Origin of the sequence: Streptomyces hiroshimensis, assembly GCF_014650335.1 — a bacterium.
Lineage (GTDB): Bacteria > Actinomycetota > Actinomycetes > Streptomycetales > Streptomycetaceae > Streptomyces > Streptomyces hiroshimensis.
In genome coordinates, this window is record NZ_BMUT01000001.1 from 802445 (window position 1) to 821796 (window position 19352).

Below are 19352 nucleotides of genomic sequence, written 5' to 3' on the forward strand. Positions count from 1 at the left end.
GGCGCAGAAGCCGGGTGCCCGACGCACAGGCGCCGAACCGCGCTGCCGCACAGGCAAAAAATGCCCGCCGCAACGGCGAGTTACCACGACGGCGCGGGTCCGGCGGAATCGCAGACCGGACCCGGCACGTATCGCTCAGCGCTAGCGCCGGCGCTAGCGGAGCCCCGCCCGGCGCAGGGCCTCCGCCATCGCGTCGTTCACCGGCGGAGCCGCATCCCGCTCGCGGGAGCCACCGCGCCGCTGCTGCGGCGCCCCCGCGCCCCGGCGGCCCGAGCCGGAGCCCCGCTCGGCCCGCGGACGGCCACCGGCACCGCCACCCGTGCCCGCATCCCCGCCGGACGGCGACGCGTCGTCCAGCCGCAGCGTCAGCGAGATCCGCTTGCGCGGGATGTCGACGTCCATGACCTTGACCCGCACGATGTCGCCGGGCTTGACCACGTCCCGCGGGTCCTTCACGAACGTCCGCGACATGGCCGACACGTGCACCAGGCCGTCCTGGTGCACGCCCACGTCCACGAACGCCCCGAACGCGGCCACGTTGGTGACGACGCCCTCCAGGATCATCCCCGGCTCCAGGTCGCCGATCTTCTCGACGCCGTCCTTGAAGCTCGCCGTCTTGAAGGCGGGCCGCGGGTCGCGGCCGGGCTTCTCCAGCTCGCGGAGGATGTCGGTGACCGTCGGCAGGCCGAAGGTGTCGTCGACGAACGCCTCCGGGCGCAGGGAGCGCAGCACGGAGGTGTTGCCGACGAGGGCGGCGACCTCGCCGCCCGTGGTCTTGACCATCTTCCGTACCACCGGATACGCCTCCGGGTGGACGCTGGAGGCGTCCAGCGGGTCGTCCCCGCCGCGGATGCGCAGGAAGCCCGCGCACTGCTCGTAGGCCTTCGGGCCGAGCCGGGCAACGTCCTTGAGCGCCCGGCGGGACCGGAAGGGGCCGTTGGAGTCGCGGTGGGCGACGATGTTCTCGGCGAGGCCGGAGCTGATGCCGGAGACGCGCGCGAGCAGCGGCGCGGACGCGGTGTTCACGTCCACGCCGACGCCGTTGACGCAGTCCTCCACGACGGCGTCGAGCGAGCGGGAGAGCTTCACCTCGGACAGGTCGTGCTGGTACTGGCCGACGCCGATCGACTTGGGGTCGATCTTGACGAGCTCGGCGAGCGGGTCCTGCAGGCGCCGGGCGATCGAGACCGCGCCGCGCAGCGAGACGTCCAGCCCGGGCAGCTCCTGGGAGGCGAACGCGGAGGCGGAGTAGACCGAGGCGCCGGCCTCGGAGACCATCACCTTCGTGAGCTTCAGCTCCGGGTGACGGGAGATCAGGTCCGCAGCCAGCCGGTCCGTCTCGCGCGAGGCCGTGCCGTTGCCGATGGCGACGAGCTCCACGCCGTGCTCCCGGGCGAGCCGGGCCAGCGTGGCGAGCGAGGCGTCCCACTTGTTCTGCGGGACGTGCGGGTAGATGGTCTCGGTGGCCGCGACCTTGCCCGTGGCGTCGACGACGGCGACCTTCACGCCCGTGCGGAAGCCGGGGTCGAGACCCATCGTGGCGCGGGTGCCGGCGGGCGCTGCGAGCAGCAGGTCGCGCAGGTTCGCCGCGAAGACGCGGACCGCCTCGTCCTCGGCGGCCTGGCGCAGCCGCAGCCGCAGGTCGATCCCGAGGTGGACGAGGACGCGCGTGCGCCAGGCCCAGCGCACGGTGTCGCCCAGCCACTTGTCCGCCGGCCGGCCGCGGTCGGCGACGCCGAAGCGCTGCGCGATCATCTGCTCGTACGCGCTCGGGCCGGCGGCGGCCCGGTCCGGCTCATCCGCCGGCTCCGGGTCCAGCGTGAGGTCGAGGACCTCCTCCTTCTCGCCGCGCAGCATCGCCAGCACGCGGTGCGAGGGCAGCTCGGTGAAGGGCTCGGCGAAGTCGAAGTAGTCGGCGAACTTCGCGCCCGCCTCCTCCTTGCCCTCGCGCACCTTCGCGGCCACGCGCCCGCGCGTCCACATGCGCTCGCGCAGCTCGCCGATGAGGTCGGCGTCCTCGCCGAAGCGCTCGGTGAGGATCGCCCGCGCGCCCTCCAGGGCCGCCGCGGGGTCCGCGACGCCCTTGTCCGCGTCGACGAAGGCGGCGGCCGCGGCGAGCGGCTCGGTGCCCGGGTCCCCGAGCAGCCCCTCGGCCAGCGGCTCCAGCCCGGCCTCCCGGGCGATCTGCGCCTTCGTGCGGCGCTTGGGCTTGAAGGGCAGGTAGATGTCCTCCAGCCGGGCCTTGGAGTCGGCGGCGCGGATGCGCGCCTCCAGGGCCTCGTCCAGCTTGCCCTGGGAGCGCACGGACTCCAGGACCGCCGTGCGGCGCTCCTCCAGCTCGCGCAGATACCGCAGCCGCTCCTCGACGGTGCGCAGCTGCGCATCGTCGAGCATCTCCGTGGCCTCCTTGCGGTAGCGGGCGATGAACGGCACGGTCGAGCCGCCGTCGAGCAAGTCGACCGCGGCCTTCACCTGCCGCTCCCGCACGCCGAGCTCCTCGGCGATCCTGCCTTCGATCGACGCCCCGGGCGACGCACCAATTGCCGTCACGATCACGCTCCGCTTTCTCTTCGGGCTGCGGATTGCATTGTGGCAGGTGCCGCCGACAGCGCCGCGCCCGAGCCGCGCGGCGCCCCGCGTTCCGGCGCCGGTGCCGCCTCAGCCGTTGCCGAGGAGGTCGGCCGGGAACGCCCCCGCCGCCACCGCGGCCGTGGCGAAGGCCTTGCCCAGCTCGGTGAGGCGCTCGACGCCCGCCGCGCCCAGGTGCTCGTACGGCGCGGCGTCGAGGCGGTCCGTCTCCGCCTCCAGCTCGTCGCGCAGGGCGGCGCCCGCCGCCGTCAGCTCGCCGGCCCCGTCCAGCAGCCCGCGCGCCCGCAGCCGCTCCCGGCCGGCGTCCAGCTCCTCCACGGTCCAGGCGCGCGTCCTGACGAGCCACTTGTCGCTCATGCCGCCGCCGGTGGCGCTGTGGCTGAGGAGCGCCTCGACCGGGTCGAGGCCCGCCCGTACGAGCGCCATGACGTGACCGTCGCCGCGGTGCTCGCGCAGCAGCGTGGCGGCGTGCCAGAGCGCGAGGTGGGGGGCCTCGGGCACGGGCAGGTCGGCGTGGGCGGAGTACAGGGGCCGGCCGCCGCGGCCGCAGCCCTCGGTGGCGCGCAGGGCGAGCTCCGCCGCCTCGGCCATCTCCGGGGAGGCGACCGCGTCCTCGCCGAGCAGGCGGCGCAGCGTGCCGTCGACCGCGCGCAGCCGCGCGGCGAGGACGTCCTGCGGAGCGGCGACGTCCCAGACGCCCGGGAGGTGACGGGCAATCAGCTCGTGGTTGTAGTTGTAGAACGCGGCCGTGACCGGGCCCGCGCCGACGCGCCCGAACGCGGCCGTCCGTCCGGCGATGTTGACCGCGGTGAAGTCCTCGATCCCCAGGGCGCCCATCTCCTGCACGATCTCGGGCGAGAAGTACACGGTGGCGTGCAGGGTGTTGAGGGGCTGCTGGCAGCGGCGTGCGGCGTGCTCCGGCAGAGCCCCGTTGAGAGAAGTCATGCATGCACGCTACCGACTGGTCGGTACGGCGTGAAGGGTGGTGTCCCGCACCTCGCGGCGATGGCAGTAAAGGTGGGGTATTCGTCATTGCGGACAAAACCCCAGGCGACCAGCATGGAGGACATGACGCACCGCCGCACGCCCAGCCGCACCGTGCTGATCGTCCTCTTCGACGACGTCCAGAGCCTGGATGTCACCGGCCCCACCGAGGTGTTCGCGGGCGCGGCGTGCTGGACCGGCAGCCCCGCCACGTACCGCGTGCGCACCGCGACCCTCGACGGCGGTCCCGTGCGCACCAGCAGCGGTCTGCGCATCGTGCCCGACCACGCGCTCGACGACGCTCCCGCCCCGCACACCCTCCTGGTGCCCGGCGGCGAGGGCACCCGCGCCCCCGACCCCCGCCTGATCGCATGGCTGCGCGAGCACGCGCCGCGCGCCGAGCGCGTGGTGTCGGTGTGCACCGGGGCGTTCCTGCTTGCCGCGGCCGGCCTGCTGGAGGGGCGGCGCGCCACGACCCACTGGGCGTTCTGCGCGGCCCTCGCCGCGCGGTTCCCGTCCGTGCAGGTGGAGCCCGACCCCATCTACGTACGCGACGGCAACGTCGTCACCTCGGCGGGCGTCACCGCCGGCATCGACCTCGCACTCGCCCTCGTCGAGGACGACCTCGGGCGCGAACCGGCGCTCACCATCGCCCGCAACCTCGTCGTCTTCCTGCGCCGCCCCGGCAACCAGACCCAGTTCAGCGCCCCGCTCGCCGTCCAGACCGCGAGCCGCCCGCGGCTGCGCGACGTTCAGCACTGGATCGTCGAGAACCCCGCGGCCGACCTGTCCGTCGAGACGCTGGCGGCCCGCGCGGGCCTCTCCCCACGGCACTTCGCCCGTGCCTTCCAGAGCGAGACCGGCATGACGCCGGGCCGCTACGTGGACCGCGTCCGTCTGGAGGCCGCGCGCCGGCAGCTGGAGGACGCCGCCGACGGTGTCGAGGAGGTCTCGCGCGCCTGCGGCTACGGCACCCCCGAGGCGATGCGCCGCGCCTTCGTCCGCGCCCTCGGCACCTCGCCCGCCGAATACCGGCGCCGCTTCCGCCCCCTGACGCCCGCCTGACCCGCCACCCCTCCCGTCTACCGATCCCGTCCACCGAAACGAGGACCACCGTGCAGATCGCCGTCCTGCTCTACCCGGGCTTCACCGCCCTCGACGCCATCGGCCCGTTCGACACCCTCGGCCGCCTCCCCGGCGCCGAGACCGTGCTCGTCGCCGAGCGCCCGGGGCCCGTGCGCAACGAGAGCGGCAACCTCTCCCTGGTCGCCGACGCCGCCCTCGCCGACGTCACGGCGCCCGACATCGTCGTCGTGCCCGGCGGGCCCGACCCGAGCGGCCCGATGGCGCAGGGCCCCGTGCGGGAGTGGCTGCAGCAGGTGGACCGCACCACGACGTGGACGACGTCGGTGTGCACCGGCTCCCTGGTCCTGGCCGCCGCCGGGCTGCTGACGGGCCGTCGGGCAACCTCGCACTGGCTCTACCTGGACGAGCTCGTGTCCTTCGGGACGGAGCCGACCGGCGAGCGCGTCGTCACCGACGGCAAGTACGTCACGGCCGCCGGCGTCTCCTCCGGCATCGACATGGCGCTCACGCTCGTGGGCAGGATCGCGGGCGACCGTGCCGCGCAGTCCGTCCAACTGCTCATCGAGTACGACCCGCAGCCGCCCTACGACGCGGGCTCGCCGGAGAAGGCCCCGGCCGACCTCGTCGCCGAGTGGCGGAACGTGGACCTCGCACAGATGCTGACGACCCGGGGCGAGTGAGAGAGCCGCGCCCCCTCAGGGGCGCTGGGCGGCCCAAGCGAACCGCGGCCGCCTGCGCTCCAGAAACGCGGCGACCCCCTCGGCGGTGTCGCCGCTGCCGCGCTCCTGCTCCGCCCAGTGCGCGATCCGGTCCGGGGCCGCGGGGCCCGCGGCGAACTCCTTGGCCGCGGCCTGCGTCAGCAAGGAGCGCGAGGCGAGCACCCGGGCGAACTCCGCCACCCGCTTCTCCAGCGCCTCCGGCGGCCACACCTCGTCCACCAGGCCCGTCCGCAGCGCCCGCGCGGCATCGATCAACTCGCCCGAGAAGAGCAGGTATTTGGCCGCCGACGGGCCGGTCAGCTCCACCAGCCGCCGGGTGGAGGAGGCCCCGTAGACGATGCCCAGCTTCGCCGGGGTCACGCCGAAGGAGGCGTCCTCGGCGGCGAACCGCAGGTCGCACGCGGCCGCCAGCTGGCAGCCGCCGCCCACGCAGTGGCCGCGTACGGCCGCGAGCGTGGGCTTGGGGAAGGCCGCCAGCGCCTCCTCGGCCGCGATCGCGAGGTCCCGTGAGCGCTCGGCCCCCTCGGTCAGCGTGGAGATGTCGGCGCCCGCGCAGAACGTGCCGCCCTCACCGGTGAGCACCAGCACCCGGACGGCCGGGTCGGCGGCGCACCGCGCCAGCAGCTCCGGCAGGGCCCGCCACATGTCCGTGGTCATGGCATTGCGCTTGGCGGGGTGGGCGATGCGGATCGTCGCGACGCCGTCGGCGACGTCCAGGTGAAGTGCGGGCTCCATGCGCCGGATGCTATCCGGGCCGCCGGATGCGCCGGTGGCATCCCCCCGGCGCCGGGGCGGAACAGTGAGCTCCGGATCGTTCATGGAACGCAGAACAGGGCGGCCAGGATCAGTCGCGTGCGTGACCGTGGCATACGCGCACGATCAAACTCCGTCGATAGCCGCTGATTTGTGGTCAGCGCGCCGGTACGGACCCTTGTCTTCCCAACACTCGTGATTGCGGTCGACCATGGTGAGGGGTTGGTATCGGACATGGAAATCCTCGGGAGCGTCCCGCCCGACCCGGGGCAGGCCCCACCCCGGCGCCCGGTCGAATTCGACGGCGCCTGGCGGTTCACCGCTCCCGCGCTGCACTCGTCCGTCCCCCGGGCGAGGCACGCCGTGCGCGATCTCCTGCGGCACCAGCGCGTGCCGCTGTGCGAGGACCTCCTGCAGGGGCTGCTGCTGATCGTCTCGGAGCTGGTCACCAACGCCGTCCAGCACGCGGCGCTGCTCTCGCCCGAGGTGGCCGTGGAGATCTCCATCGGACGGCACTGGATCAGGGTGGCCGTCGAGGACGACCACCCCTACCGGCCCAAGCCCCTCGAAGCGGACGACGAGCGCATCGGCGGCCGCGGACTGCTGCTGGTCAAGACCATCTCCGACGAGGCCGGCGGCATGTGCGACGTCGAGCACACCGCGAGCGGCGGCAAAGTGGTCTGGGCCGCCCTGCCGCTCCCCGCGCCTACCAGCCCGCCGCGTCCCCGGTGACCTCGCGCACCACGGGCCGGGCCGCATCCAGCACCGTCATGAACCACGCCGAGAAGGGGAAGCGCGCCCGCAGCGCGTCCAACTCGGCCGGGGTCACGAACGCGGTCTCCGCGATCTCCTCCGGGGCCGGGCGCGGCTCGGCCCGCACGATTCCCACGAAGAGGTGGTTGTACTCCTGCTCCACCAGGCCCGAGTCCGGGTCGGGGTGGTTGTAGCGCACGGTTCCGGCCTCGCGCAGCAGCGCCGGCGCGATCCCCAGCTCCTCGCCCGTGCGGCGGGCCGCCGCCACGAACGGCGGCTCGCCCGGATACGGATGACCGCAGCACGTGTTCGACCACACGCCGGGGGAGTGGTACTTCTCCAGCGCCCGCCGCTGCAGCAGCAGCCGGCCCTCGTCGTCGAAGAGGAAGACCGAGAACGCACGGTGCAGCTTGCCGGGGGCGATGTGGGCGGAGAGCTTCTCCGCCGTGCCGATGGTTCTGCCGTCCTCGTCGACCAGCTCCAGCATGATCGGTTCGGCTGAGTCCTCCGGGGAGGGGACCGCTGCGGTGTCGGCGGAGAGGCCATTGGCTGGTGTGATCGGCATTGACCATCCTCGTTGTCGGTCTTCGACCCTCAAGTCTGCCGTACCCGGCAGGGGCGTCAATGACAGAGCTTCGCCTCGTGCTCCGCATGGCCGCTGGGCTCCAGCTGGAAGGTGCAGTGCTCCACGTCGAAGTGCTCGCCGAGGCAGCCCTGCAGGTCGTGCAGCATTTTCTCGTGCCCGGTGGAGTCCAGGGCCAGGTGGTCGACCACGACGTGCGCGGAGAGCACCGGCATTCCGGATGTGATCGTCCACACATGGAGGTCGTGCAGGTCCTGCACCCCGGGCAGCGCCATGATGTGCGACCGGATCTCGTCCATGTCGACGTTCCGGGGAGCCGCCTCCAGCAGCACGTCCAGCGCCTCCCGCAGCAGCTTGACCGTGCGCGGCACGATCATCACCGCGATCAGCAGCGAGGCGATCGGGTCCGCCTGCGTCCAGCCCGTGGCCATGATCACCAGCGCCGAGAGCACCACGGCGAGCGAGCCCAGCGCGTCCGAGAGCACCTCCAGGAACGCCCCGCGCACATTGAGGCTCTCCTTCTGCCCCCGCATCAGCAGCGCCAGCGAGATCCCGTTGGCGACCACGCCCACGAGACCGAAGACGACCGTCTGCCCGCCCGGCACCTCCGTCGGGTTCGCCAGCCGCTCGATCGCCTCGAAGAGGATGAAGCCGCCCACGCCGAGCAGCAGCAGGCAGTTCAGCAGCGCCGCGAGGATCTCGGCCCGGGCGTAGCCGTACGTGCGCCGGCTCGACGCCGGGCGGTTGGCGAAGTGGATCGCCAGCAGCGCCATCGAGACGCCCACCGCATCCGTCGCCATGTGGCCCGCCTCGGCGAACAGCGCCAGCGAACCGGTCAGCGCGCTGCCGGCGACGTAGGCCAGCAGCACGGTGAGCGTGATGCCCAGGGCCATCCTCAGGCGCCCCTTGTAGGCCGCGGCCGCCGTGCCGCTCGTGCCCGGCGGGGGTCCTCCGTGCGAGTGACCGTGATCGTGCCCTGCGCCCATGAATGCCGCCTTAGGAAAACGGGTGCCCGCCCGGCCGGCTCATGCCGTCCGGGCACCCAGTGAACTACGGGCGGGGGGTATCGGGCAACGCGGCACTGAACACCGTTGTCATGTGCTCTGACCTGCGACGATGTCCGTCCTCCCGACCTGCGGCGATCACCCGCGGGCGGCCCGCGTCAGCCCCGCGAAGGAGCCTGCCGGGCCTCCGGGTGGTGCAGGCACCAGCCCTGCCAGGCGGAAGCGACCATGCTGCGCACATCGTGAGCGGGGGCCCACCCCAGCTCCTTCGCGATCAGTTCGTTCGACGCCACGACACGCGCCGGATCACCCGGACGGCGCGGCTCCACCAGGGGCGCGGGCTCCGTGCGGCCGGTCACCTCGGCGATCAGGTCGGCCATCTCCCGCACCGAGACGCCCTGCCCCGTGCCCACGTTCAGCGTCAGGTCGCCCGGCTCCGTCCGCTCGGCCAGCCGGCGGGCCGCCGCCAGGTGCGCGGTGGCCAGGTCCTCGATGTGGATGTAGTCGCGTACGCAGGTGCCGTCCGGTGTGGCGTAGTCGTCACCGAAGATGCGCGGGGCCTCGCCCCGGGTGAGCCGGTCGAACATCATCGGGATGATGTTGAAGATCCCGGTGTCCGCGAGCTCGGGCACCGCGGCGCCCGCCACGTTGAAGTAGCGCAGGCACGCCGTGGACAGGCCGTGCGCCTTGCCGGTGGCCCGCACCAGCCACTCACCGGCCAGCTTGGTCTCGCCGTACGGGTTGATCGGCGCGCACGGGGTGTCCTCCGTGACGAGGTCCACATCCGGCATGCCGTAGACGGCCGCGGAGGAGGAGTACACGAAGCTGCGCACCCCGGCGGCGACCGCCGCCTCCAGCAGCACGGTCAGCCCGTGCAGGTTCTCCCGGTAGTAGAGGAGCGGCTTCTCCACCGACTCCCCGACCTGCTTCTTCGCCGCCAGGTGCACCACGCCCGTCACGCCCAGCTCCGCGAACGTACGGTCGAGCAGCTCGCGGTCCAGCACCGAGCCCCGCACCAGCACACAGTCCGCGGGCAGCCGCTCGGCCACACCCGCGGACAGGTCGTCCAGCACGGCGACCCGCTCGCCGGCCTGTGTCATCGCCCGGACGACGTGCGATCCGATGTATCCGGCACCGCCTGTGATCAGCCATGTCATGACCGGCACCCTAGCGCCTGGACGGCGGGTCACGATCTGTGTTCGATTCTGGTGATCGGGCATTCCGCCGGACCCTCGCCGCGGTCGTGGGGCGCCGTTGCGGCGGGACACCACGATGGCGCAGTCCGGTGGTGCCGGACCGCCCCGCCCTGGAACCGGACGCTTCGCCCGGGCGTCCTCTCGATGGCGGGCCTGCCGGAGGCATACCGGCGGTGAACGGCGCCTTCCGGTGATCCGATAGCCTCTGCCGACGTGCCGCCCCCTCCGGGGTCGCCGGCACGACTGCCGCCCGCCGCGTCCCGCGGCCCCGAGGCGGCCATGTCAGCCGCAAGGAGTGAGTTCGTCTGTCGACCGCCATCCTCACCGGTATGCCGCCCGCCGGCTCCTCCCTTGAGGAGGACCTGCGGTCCCTCGGCTTCGACGTCCGCGTGACGGCGGACGCCGCCGGGGCGCTGGCCGCCGTCCCGGCCACCGAGCGCGTCGCTCTGGTGGACCCCGGCTTCGTGGGTCACGTGCACGCCCTGCGGCTGGCACTGACCGACCCCCGCTTCCCGGCCGCCGCCGTCGAGGGCGCCCTCACCGCCCAGCCGGACGCGCGCCCGTCTCTGACGCGCGCGCTCAGCGCGGTGACGGACGCCGGCGCGAGCCTGCCCGACGCCGTCGCCGCCCGGCTGGAAGCCGACGGCGTGCCCGTGCACCGGCCCGAGCTCGGCGTGCTCGTCGCGGCCGTGCCGGACGGCGACGAGGCGCGGGCCAAGACCCTCGCCGAGGTCGGCTCCGTCGACGACGAGGCCGTGCGCCTGCGGGGCGCCGTGAAGTCCCGCGACGGGTTCTTCACCACCTTCTGCATCAGCCCGTACTCGCGCTACCTCGCGCGCTGGTGCGCCCGCCGGGGCCTCACCCCCAACCAGGTCACCACCGCGTCCCTGCTGACCGCACTGATCGCGGCCGGCTGCGCGGCGACCGGCACCCGCGGCGGCTTCGTCGCCGCAGGCGCCCTGCTGCTGTTCTCCTTCGTCCTCGACTGCACCGACGGCCAGCTCGCCCGCTACTCCCTGCAGTACTCCACGCTCGGCGCCTGGCTCGACGCGACCTTCGACCGCGCCAAGGAGTACGCCTTCTACGCGGGCCTGGCCCTCGGTGCCTCTCGCGGCGGCGGCCACGATGACGTATGGGCGCTCGCGCTCGGCGCGATGGTCCTCATGACCTGCCGGCACGTCGTCGACTTCGCCTTCAACGAGGCCAACCACGACGCCACGGCCAACACGAGCCCCACGGCCGCGCTCTCCGGCCGGCTCGACAGCGTCGGCTGGACGGTCTGGGTCCGCCGCATGATCGTGCTGCCCATCGGCGAGCGCTGGGCGCTGATCGCGGTCCTCACCGCGCTCACCACGCCGCGCACCGTCTTCTCCGTGCTGCTGATCGGCTGCGCCTTCGCCGCCTGCTACACCACCGCGGGCCGCGTCCTGCGCTCCCTGACCCGTAAGGCCAAGCGCACGGACCGCGCCGCGCAGGCGCTGGCCGACCTCGCCGACTCCGGCCCGATCGCCGAGATCGCCGCAGGCAGCCTGGGCCGCACGGTGCCCGGCCGCGCCTACAGCGCCCCCTTCTGGGCCGTCCTCGCCGCCGCCAGCCTGCTCCTCGGCCCGCTGGTGGCCGGCAGCGGCGGCACCTGGCGGGCCGTCCTGCAGGCCGCGGTCTACGCGATCCTCGCCGGCGTCGCCGTCGCCCAGCCCCTCAAGGGCCCCCTCGACTGGCTGGTACCGCCGGTCTTCAGGGGAGCCGAGTACGGCATCATCCTGGGGCTGGCCGCCCAGTCCGGCGCCCCGGGGGCCCTCCCTGCGGCTTTCGGCCTGGTGGCCGCGGTCGCCTACCATCACTACGACACGGTGTACCGCATCCGCGGTGGCACCGGCGCGCCCCCGCACCGGCTGGTGCGGGCGATCGGCGGACACGAGGGTCGCGTCCTGGCGGTCACGATCGCTGCCGCCCTGTGGCACGGCCAAGGCTTCACCATCGCGCTGACGGTCCTCGCGGCCGTCATCGCCCTCGTGGTGCTCAGCGAGAGCATCCGCTTCTGGGTGTCCTCCGGGGCACCCGCAGTACACGACGAAACAGGAGAACCCGCATGATCGGCCTCGTGCTGGCCGCCGGCGCCGGACGGCGTCTGCGTCCCTACACCGACACTCTGCCCAAGGCCCTGGTGCCGGTGGACGGTGACACCACCATCCTCGACCTCACCCTGGCCAACTTCGCCGAGATCGGTCTGACCGAGGTCGCGATCATCGTGGGCTACCGCAAGGAGGCCGTGTACGCCCGCAAGGAGGCCCTGGAGGCCAAGTACGGCCTGAGCCTCACCCTGATCGACAACGACAAGGCCGAGGAGTGGAACAACGCCTACTCCCTGTGGTGCGGCCGGGACGCCCTCAAGGACGGCGTGATCCTCGCCAACGGCGACACCGTGCACCCGGTCTCCGTCGAGAAGACCCTGCTCGCCGCCCGCGGCAACGGCCAGAAGATCATCCTCGCCCTCGACACGGTGAAGCAGCTCGCCGACGAGGAGATGAAGGTCGTCGTGGACCCCGACAAGGGCGTCCAGAAGATCACCAAGCTGATGGACCCGGCCGAGGCCACCGGTGAGTACATCGGTGTCACCCTGATCGAGGGCGAGGCCGCCGCCGACCTGGCGGACGCCCTCAAGGTCACCTTCGAGCGCGACCCCGACCTCTACTACGAGGACGGCTACCAGGAGCTCGTCAACCGCGGCTTCAAGGTCGACGTGGCGCCCATCGGCGACGTCAAGTGGGTCGAGATCGACAACCACGACGACCTCGCCAAGGGCCGGGGGATCGCGTGCCAGTACTGACGAGGCTCATCCCCTCGCCGGTCGTCGTCGACATCCGGGCCGGAGCGCTGGACGATCTGGCGAAGATCCTCGCCGATCAGCGGATCTCCAGCTCCGGCAAGCTGGCCGTCGCCATCAGCGGCGGCTCCGGGGCGGTGCTGCGCGAGCGGCTCGCCCCGGCGCTGCCCGGCGCCTCGTGGTACGAGGTGGGCGGCGGCACGCTGGACGACGCCATCAAGCTGGCCGACGCCATGAAGAAGGGGCACTACGACGCGGTCGTGGGCCTCGGCGGCGGCAAGATCATCGACTGCGCGAAGTTCGCCGCCGCGCGCATCGGCCTGCCCCTGGTCGCCGTCGCGACGAACCTCTCGCACGACGGGCTCTGCTCGCCGGTCGCGACCCTCGACAACGACGCGGGCCGCGGCTCCTATGGCGTGCCCAACCCGATCGCCGTCGTGATCGACCTCGACGTGATCCGCGAGGCCCCGGTCCGCTTCGTGCGCTCCGGCATCGGCGACGCGATCTCCAACATCTCCTCCGTCGCGGACTGGGAGCTCTCCCACCGCGAGACGGGCGAGGCCATCGACGGCCTGGCCGCCGCCATGGCCCGGCAGGCCGGCGAGGCCGTGCTGCGCCACCCCGGCGGCGTCGGCGACGACGGCTTCCTGCAGGTGCTGGCCGAGGGCCTCGTCCTCACCGGCATCGCCATGTCGGTGGCCGGCGACAGCCGCCCCGCCTCCGGCGCCTGCCACGAGATCAACCACGCCTTCGACCTGCTCTTCCCCAAGCGGGCCGCCAGCCACGGCGAGCAGTGCGGCCTCGGCGCGGCCTTCGCGATGTACCTGCGCGGCGCCCGCGAGGAGTCCGCGCTGATGGTCGAGGTGCTGCGCCGGCACGGCCTGCCCGTGCTGCCGCAGGAGATCGGCTTCAGCGCCGAGGAGTTCGTCACGGCCGTGGAGTACGCGCCGCAGACCCGCCCCGGCCGCTACACGATCCTGGAGCACCTCGCCCTCTCCACCGACCAGATCAGGGACGCTTACGCCGACTATGCCAAAACCGTCACTAGCTGAACTCCGCCCGGTCGTCCACCCCGGCGGGCTCAAGGACCGGCGCAGCGGCGAGCACTGGGCCGGGCGCCTGTACATGCGCGAGATCTCCCTGCGCTGTACGCGGGTCCTGCTGAACACCCGGCTCACGCCGAACCAGTACACCGGCCTGATGATCCTCGCCGGCATCGCCGCGGGCGCGGCCCTGGTGATCCCGGGCCTCACCGGCGCGATCCTGGGTGCGCTGCTCATCCAGCTGTACCTGCTGCTGGACTGCGTGGACGGCGAGCTCGCGCGCTGGCGCAAGGTCACCTCCACGACCGGCGTCTACCTCGACCGGGTGGGCCACTACCTCTCCGAGGCCGCCCTGCTGGTCGGTTTCGGTATCCGGGCGGCGGACGTCCTGCACAAGGACGGCGCGGCCACGCAGTGGCAGTGGGCCTTCCTGGGCACGCTGGCCGCGCTCGGCGCGATCCTGATCAAGGCGGAGACGGACCTGGTCGACGTCGCCCGCGCCCGCAGCGGCATGGCGGCCGCCGAGGACGCAGCGGCCACGCCGCGCTCCTCGGGCATGGCCCTGGCCCGCAAGGCCGCGGCCGCGCTGAAGTTCCACCGGCTGGTCGGCGGCGTCGAGGCGTCGCTGGTGATCCTGGCGGCCGGCATCGCGGACTTCGTCCACGGCGACCTGCTGTTCACCCGTGTCGCGGTGGTCCTGCTCGCCGCCGTCGCGGTGCTGCAGACTGTGCTGCACCTCGTGTCCATCCTCGCGTCGAGCAGGCTCCGATGAACGCTCCCTCCGCTCCCGTGGCCAAGGTCGGCGCGGTTGTCCTCACCATGGGCAACCGCCCGGCGGAGCTGCGCGCCCTGCTGGAGTCCGTGGCCAAGCAGGACGGCGACCCCATCGAGGTCGTCGTCGTCGGCAACGGCTCCCCGCTGCCGCCGATCGCCGTCCCCGGCCTGGCCGTGCGCACCGTCGAGCTGTCGGAGAACGTCGGCATCCCGGCCGGGCGCAACGTGGGCATCGAGGCGTTCGGGCCCGCGGGGCGCGAGGTCGACATCCTGCTGTTCCTGGACGACGACGGCCTGCTGCCCGGCCAGGACACCGCCGAGCTGTGCCGGCAGGCGTTCGCCGCCGACCCGAAGCTCGGCATCGTCAGCTTCCGGATCGCCGACCCCGACACGGGCGTCACCCAGCGCCGCCACGTGCCGCGGCTGCGCGCCTCCGACCCGATGCGCTCCTCGCGGGTGACCACCTTCCTCGGCGGCGCCAACGCGGTCCGCACCCGGGTCTTCGCCGAGGCCGGCCTGCTGCCGGACGAGTTCTTCTACGCGCACGAGGAGACCGACCTCGCCTGGCGGGCCCTCGACGCGGGCTGGATGATCGACTACCGCGCGGACATGGTGCTGCACCACCCGACGACGGCACCGAGCCGTCACGCGGTCTACCACCGCATGGTCGCCCGCAACCGCGTCTGGCTCGCCCGGCGCAACCTCCCCGCCCCGCTGGTCCCGGTCTACCTCGGGGTGTGGCTGCTGCTCACCCTGGCCCGGCGGCCGTCCCTGCCCGCGCTGCGGGCGTGGTTCGGGGGCTTCAAGGAGGGCTGGACGACGCCCTGTGGTCCACGGCGCCCCATGAAGTGGCGTACCGTGTGGCGCCTGACCCGGCTGGGTCGGCCTCCCGTGATCTGACAAGCTCTTGTCTATGAGCATCGGGCGCGGACCGGGGCGAGCCCCCGGCAGCGCACCTTGAGGACGAAAGTGTCAACTGTGAGCGAGACAACGCACGACAGTGCGGTCGCCATGAGTGCCCCGCCATCGCCCGACGACGGAATGTCCGCCGCCGAGCTGGCCAAGAAGTACGGTCTCGCGGTGAGCGGGGCCCGCCCGAGCCTGCCGGAGTACGCCCGGCAGCTGTGGGCGCGGCGGCATTTCATCGTCGCGTTCTCCCGGGCCAAGATGACGGCCCAGTACAGCCAGGCCAAGCTGGGCCAGGTCTGGCAGGTGGCGACGCCGCTGCTGAACGCCGGCGTCTACCTGCTGATCTTCGGTCTGCTGATGCAGCAGTCCAAGGGCATGGGGATCGCCACGTACATCCCCTTCCTGGTGACCGGTGTCTTCGTCTTCACCTTCACCCAGAGCTCGGCCATGGCGGGCGTGCGCTCCATCTCGGGCAACCTGGGTCTGGTGCGCGCCCTGCACTTCCCGCGGGCGGCCCTGCCGATCTCCTTCGCGATGCAGCAGCTCCAGCAGCTGCTGCTGTCGATGTGCGTGCTGTTCGCCTTCCTGCTCGGCTTCGGGCACATGCCCCGGCCGTCGTGGGTGCTGATCGTCCCCGTCCTGGTGCTGCAGTTCCTCTTCAACACCGGCCTGGCGATGATCCTGGCCCGGGCGGGCAGCAAGACGCCCGACCTGGCGCAGCTGCTGCCGTTCATCACGCGGACGTGGATGTACGCGTCCGGCGTGATGTACAACATGGTCGAGGCGCTGGAGAAGACCCACGCGCCGAAGTGGGTCATCGACGTGCTCAGCGCCAACCCGGCCGCCGTCTACATCGACCTGATGCGCTGGTCCCTGATCGAGAACCACAGCCACATCCACCTGCCGCCGCACGTGTGGCTGCTGGCGCTGGGCTGGGCGGTCGTGGTCGGCGCCGGCGGTTTCGTGTACTTCTGGAAGGCTGAGGAGCAGTACGGCCGTGGCTGAACAGAACCCCACCGGGAACCCCGTGAACGCAGCCGCGAACTCCGTGAACGCAGCCGGGAACGACGCCCGCGTGCCCACCGTGATCGCGGACGACGTCCACATCGTCTACCGCGTCTACGGCGGCAACACCGGCCGCGGCAGTGCGACCGCCGCCCTGAACCGGATCGTCAAGCGCAAGCCGGGGGCCGGTGTGCGCGAGGTGCACGCCGTCAAGGGTGTGAGCTTCACCGCCTACCGCGGTGAGGCGATCGGCCTGATCGGCTCCAACGGCTCCGGCAAGTCCACCCTCCTCAAGGCCATCGCCGGGCTGCTGCCCACCGAGCGCGGCAAGGTCTACACCGACGGCCAGCCCTCGCTGCTGGGCGTGAACGCCGCCATGATGAACGACCTCACGGGCGAGAAGAACGTGATGCTCGGCGGCCTGGCCATGGGGATGTCGCGCGAGCAGATCCGCGAGCGCTACCAGGGCATCGTCGACTTCTCCGGGATCAACGAGAAGGGCGACTTCATCACGCTGCCCATGCGGACCTACTCGTCCGGCATGGCGGCCCGGCTGCGCTTCTCCATCGCCGCGGCCAAGGACCACGACGTGCTGATGATCGACGAGGCGCTGGCCACCGGTGACCGCTCGTTCCAGAAGCGCTCCGAGGCCCGTATCCGCGAGCTGCGCAAGCAGGCGGGCACGGTCTTCCTCGTCAGCCACAACAACAGGTCGATCCGGGACACCTGCGACCGTGTGCTGTGGCTCGAGCACGGACAGCTCCTGATGGACGGCCCGACCGAGGAAGTGGTCAGGGCGTACGAGAAGGAGACGGCCCGCTAGCGCCGTGCGGGCCGGCGCGGACCGGTTTCGGCGGGCCCTCACCGGTACGCTCCGGCGGGGGCCTTGACCGTTCCGTAACGATCAACTGGCTTATTGGCAGGGTTGATTCGCGGCTCGCGTGGCATTGTATGGATCAAGCACGTACCCGGCCGCGCGTCGGACAAGTGTGCGGCGTACGCTGTACCGTGCTGATTTGCGGCGAAGCGTGCGATACCGGTGTATCCGCGGCTCCGGAGACGGCGTCGGATACGGCGGGACAGTGGGTGCCGAAGGGGGAGCAGGGGGCGCCGAAGGGGGTGTCTACCCTGCGGCGTGTCCGAAATAGGATGTTCTGGGTCGGCAGTGTAGAACGGGAGATGTGACGGCAATGGCTACGGAAACTCTCCAGCCCCGAGGCGTGCACGCCGTCCCCGGTCCGGGCAGCCCGCGGTGACGGCGGGGACGGCCGCGCACGAGCGCGCCGTGCTCGACAAGGCCGCGCACGAGAACTTCCCCGTGGCACCCTTCTTCCTGCCGCGCGCCTGGCGGGACGACCTCATGGCCGTCTACGGGTACGCCCGCCTCGTCGACGACATCGGCGACGGCGACCTCGCCCCCGGCGGGCGCGACGCGCAGCTGCTGGGGCTCGCAGGGACGCGGGGCGAAACGAGCGAGGACCGGCTCACCATGCTGGACGCCTTCGAGGCGGACCTGCGGCGTGTCTTCGACCGCTCCGGCACCGGCCCGCACCATCCGCTGCTGCGCCGCCTGCGGCCCACCGTGCGCCGGTGCGGCCTGTCCCCGGAGCCCTTCCTGGGGCTGATCGAGGCCAACCGCCAGGACCAGCGCGTCCGCCGCTACGGTACGTACGACGATCTGCTCGCCTACTGCGAGCTGTCCGCGAACCCCGTCGGCCGCCTCGTCCTGGGCATCACCGGCACCGCCAGCCCCGAGCGGATCCGCCGCTCGGACGCGGTCTGCACCGGGCTGCAGATCGTGGAACACCTGCAGGACGTCACCGAGGACCTCGGACGCGACCGCGTCTACCTCCCGGCCGAGGACATGAAGCGCTTCCGCGTCACCGAGGCCGACCTCGCGCGCCCGACCGGCGGCGCGTCGTTGCGCGCCCTAGTCGCGTACGAAGGGGAACGCGCCGGGGAACTGCTGAATGAAGGCACCCCCCTGGTGGGTAGCGTCCACGGCAGGTTGAAGCTGTTGCTCGCGGGGTTCGTGGGCGGGGGGAGGGCCGCGCTCCGCGCGGTCGCCGCCGCAGGACACGACGTACTGCCCGGACCGCCCAAGCCCACCAAGCTCAGCCTGCTGCGCGAGGTGGGAGCGACACTGCGAAGAGAGGGGTGAGCGGGACAGTGAACGGATCGCCGGACGCGTCCGCACCGGTGCTCGCCGCGTACAGCTACTGCGAGGCAGTCACCGGACAGCAGGCCGGTAACTTCAGCTACGGCATCCGGCTCCTGCCGACCGCCAAGCGGCGCGCCATGTCGGCGCTGTACGCCTTCTCGCGGCGTGTCGACGACATCGGGGACGGACCGCTGGACGCAGGGGCCAAGCACCGCCGGCTGGAGGAGACCCGCGAGCTGCTCGCGCGGATCAGCGAAGGCCGGATCGACGAGGACGACACCGACCCGGTGGCCGTCGCGCTCAGCCATGCCGCGCGCCGCTTCCCCATCCCGCTCGGCGGGCTGGACGAACTCATCGACGGCGTTCAGATGGACGTGCGTGGCGAGTCGTACGAGACCTGGGACGACCTCGCGGTGTACTGCCGGTGTGTCGCGGGTGCCATCGGCCGGCTCTCCCTCGGCGTGTTCGGCACCGTGCCCGGCGCGCGCGATGCCGCGCGCGCCGCGGAGTACGCCGATACCCTCGGCCTGGCGCTGCAGCTCACCAACATCCTGCGTGACGTCCGTGAGGACGCCGCCAACGGCCGCACCTACCTGCCCTCCGACGACCTCGCGAAGTTCGGCTGCGCCGAGGGCTTCCACTCGGCCAGGCCCCCGGCCGGCGCCGACTTCACCGGCCTCGTCCACTTCGAGGTCCGGCGCGCCCGCGCCCTCTTCGCCGAGGGCACCCGCCTGCTGCCCATGCTCGACCGGCGCAGCGGCGCCTGCGTCGCCGCCATGGCCGGGATCTACCGCAGGCTGCTCGACCGGATCGCCGAGGACCCCGAGGCGGTCCTGCGCGGCCGGGTCTCGCTGCCCGGCCGGGAGAAGGTCTACGTCGCCGTGCGCGGCCTGTCCGGATTCGACGCCCGCAGCGTCCACCGGCGGACCGCCGGGGGGCGCGCTTGATGCCCCCGTCCCGGGCCGGCAA

Annotated in this window: 18 protein-coding genes; 12 read left to right on the forward strand and 6 right to left on the reverse strand. The window is 72.5% G+C overall.

Annotation, left to right across the window (positions count from 1 at the left end; genetic code table 11):
• Positions 1–153 precede the first annotated feature (153 nt).
• Positions 154–2550: a Tex family protein gene (locus IE241_RS03235; protein WP_308433617.1), complete on the reverse strand. Its 2397-nt coding sequence runs from the start codon at positions 2548–2550 to the stop codon at positions 154–156.
• A gap of 108 nt (positions 2551–2658) precedes the next feature.
• On the reverse strand, positions 2659–3534 hold the full coding sequence (locus tag IE241_RS03240; RefSeq protein WP_190020008.1) for an SCO6745 family protein: 876 nt from the start codon (positions 3532–3534) through the stop codon (positions 2659–2661).
• Positions 3535–3657: 123 nt separating this feature from the next.
• On the opposite strand from IE241_RS03240, the gene IE241_RS03245 reads away from it, so the two are divergent.
• The gene (locus IE241_RS03245) at positions 3658–4638 is read left to right on the forward strand and encodes a GlxA family transcriptional regulator (RefSeq protein WP_190020009.1); all 981 of its coding nucleotides are present in this window, start codon (positions 3658–3660) and stop codon (positions 4636–4638) included.
• A gap of 50 nt (positions 4639–4688) precedes the next feature.
• Positions 4689–5339 carry a DJ-1/PfpI family protein gene (locus tag IE241_RS03250; RefSeq protein WP_190020010.1) on the forward strand — a complete coding sequence of 217 codons (651 nt, stop codon included), beginning with the start codon at positions 4689–4691 and terminating at the stop codon, positions 5337–5339.
• A 15-nt stretch (positions 5340–5354) separates the two neighbouring features.
• On the opposite strand, the gene IE241_RS03255 is transcribed toward IE241_RS03250, so the two are convergent.
• Positions 5355–6113: an enoyl-CoA hydratase/isomerase family protein gene (locus IE241_RS03255; protein WP_190020011.1), complete on the reverse strand. Its 759-nt coding sequence runs from the start codon at positions 6111–6113 to the stop codon at positions 5355–5357.
• Positions 6114–6365: 252 nt separating this feature from the next.
• Between IE241_RS03255 and IE241_RS03260 the strand changes: the two genes are divergently transcribed.
• Positions 6366–6863 (forward strand): ATP-binding protein, encoded by a 498-nt coding sequence (locus IE241_RS03260; protein WP_190020012.1) that lies wholly within the window; start codon positions 6366–6368, stop codon positions 6861–6863.
• Here IE241_RS03260 and idi read toward each other — a convergent pair.
• The 3 genes from idi to galE all read right to left on the reverse strand — a co-directional run bounded on the left by idi (position 6838) and on the right by galE (position 9628).
• Positions 6838–7449: an isopentenyl-diphosphate Delta-isomerase gene (idi, locus tag IE241_RS03265; protein WP_190020013.1), complete on the reverse strand. Its 612-nt coding sequence runs from the start codon at positions 7447–7449 to the stop codon at positions 6838–6840. The two genes, IE241_RS03260 and idi, sit on opposite strands and share 26 nt — an antisense overlap.
• Positions 7450–7505: 56 nt before the next feature.
• Positions 7506–8453, reverse strand: coding sequence for a cation diffusion facilitator family transporter (locus IE241_RS03270; RefSeq protein ID WP_190020014.1), 948 nt, complete (start codon positions 8451–8453; stop codon positions 7506–7508).
• A 176-nt stretch (positions 8454–8629) separates the two neighbouring features.
• The gene (galE, locus tag IE241_RS03275) at positions 8630–9628 is read right to left on the reverse strand and encodes a UDP-glucose 4-epimerase GalE (protein WP_190020015.1); all 999 of its coding nucleotides are present in this window, start codon (positions 9626–9628) and stop codon (positions 8630–8632) included.
• A gap of 344 nt (positions 9629–9972) precedes the next feature.
• Here galE and IE241_RS03280 point away from each other — a divergent pair, with 344 nt between their 5' ends.
• The 9 genes from IE241_RS03280 to hpnD all read left to right on the forward strand — a co-directional run bounded on the left by IE241_RS03280 (position 9973) and on the right by hpnD (position 19330).
• Entirely contained in the window at positions 9973–11760 is a 1788-nt protein-coding gene (locus IE241_RS03280) for a DUF5941 domain-containing protein (RefSeq protein ID WP_190020431.1), read from the forward strand.
• Entirely contained in the window at positions 11757–12494 is a 738-nt protein-coding gene (locus IE241_RS03285) for a phosphocholine cytidylyltransferase family protein (RefSeq protein WP_190020016.1), read from the forward strand. Before IE241_RS03280 ends, IE241_RS03285 begins: the two co-directional genes overlap by 4 nt.
• On the forward strand, positions 12482–13543 hold the full coding sequence (locus tag IE241_RS03290) for an iron-containing alcohol dehydrogenase family protein (protein WP_190020017.1): 1062 nt from the start codon (positions 12482–12484) through the stop codon (positions 13541–13543). The genes IE241_RS03285 and IE241_RS03290 overlap by 13 nt, the downstream gene beginning before the upstream one ends.
• On the forward strand, positions 13521–14306 hold the full coding sequence (locus IE241_RS03295; protein ID WP_190020018.1) for a CDP-alcohol phosphatidyltransferase family protein: 786 nt from the start codon (positions 13521–13523) through the stop codon (positions 14304–14306). Before IE241_RS03290 ends, IE241_RS03295 begins: the two co-directional genes overlap by 23 nt.
• Positions 14303–15208, forward strand: coding sequence for a glycosyltransferase family 2 protein (locus tag IE241_RS03300; protein WP_190020019.1), 906 nt, complete (start codon positions 14303–14305; stop codon positions 15206–15208). The genes IE241_RS03295 and IE241_RS03300 overlap by 4 nt, the downstream gene beginning before the upstream one ends.
• 78 nt (positions 15209–15286) lie before the next feature.
• The gene (locus IE241_RS03305) at positions 15287–16222 is read left to right on the forward strand and encodes an ABC transporter permease (RefSeq protein ID WP_190020020.1); all 936 of its coding nucleotides are present in this window, start codon (positions 15287–15289) and stop codon (positions 16220–16222) included.
• A gap of 22 nt (positions 16223–16244) precedes the next feature.
• Entirely contained in the window at positions 16245–17045 is an 801-nt protein-coding gene (locus tag IE241_RS03310) for an ABC transporter ATP-binding protein (protein ID WP_190020432.1), read from the forward strand.
• 429 nt (positions 17046–17474) lie between these two features.
• On the forward strand, positions 17475–18383 hold the full coding sequence (gene hpnC, locus IE241_RS03315) for a squalene synthase HpnC (protein ID WP_190020021.1): 909 nt from the start codon (positions 17475–17477) through the stop codon (positions 18381–18383).
• Positions 18380–19330 carry a presqualene diphosphate synthase HpnD gene (gene hpnD, locus IE241_RS03320; protein WP_190020022.1) on the forward strand — a complete coding sequence of 317 codons (951 nt, stop codon included), beginning with the start codon at positions 18380–18382 and terminating at the stop codon, positions 19328–19330. Before hpnC ends, hpnD begins: the two co-directional genes overlap by 4 nt.
• Positions 19331–19352: the final 22 nt, after the last annotated feature.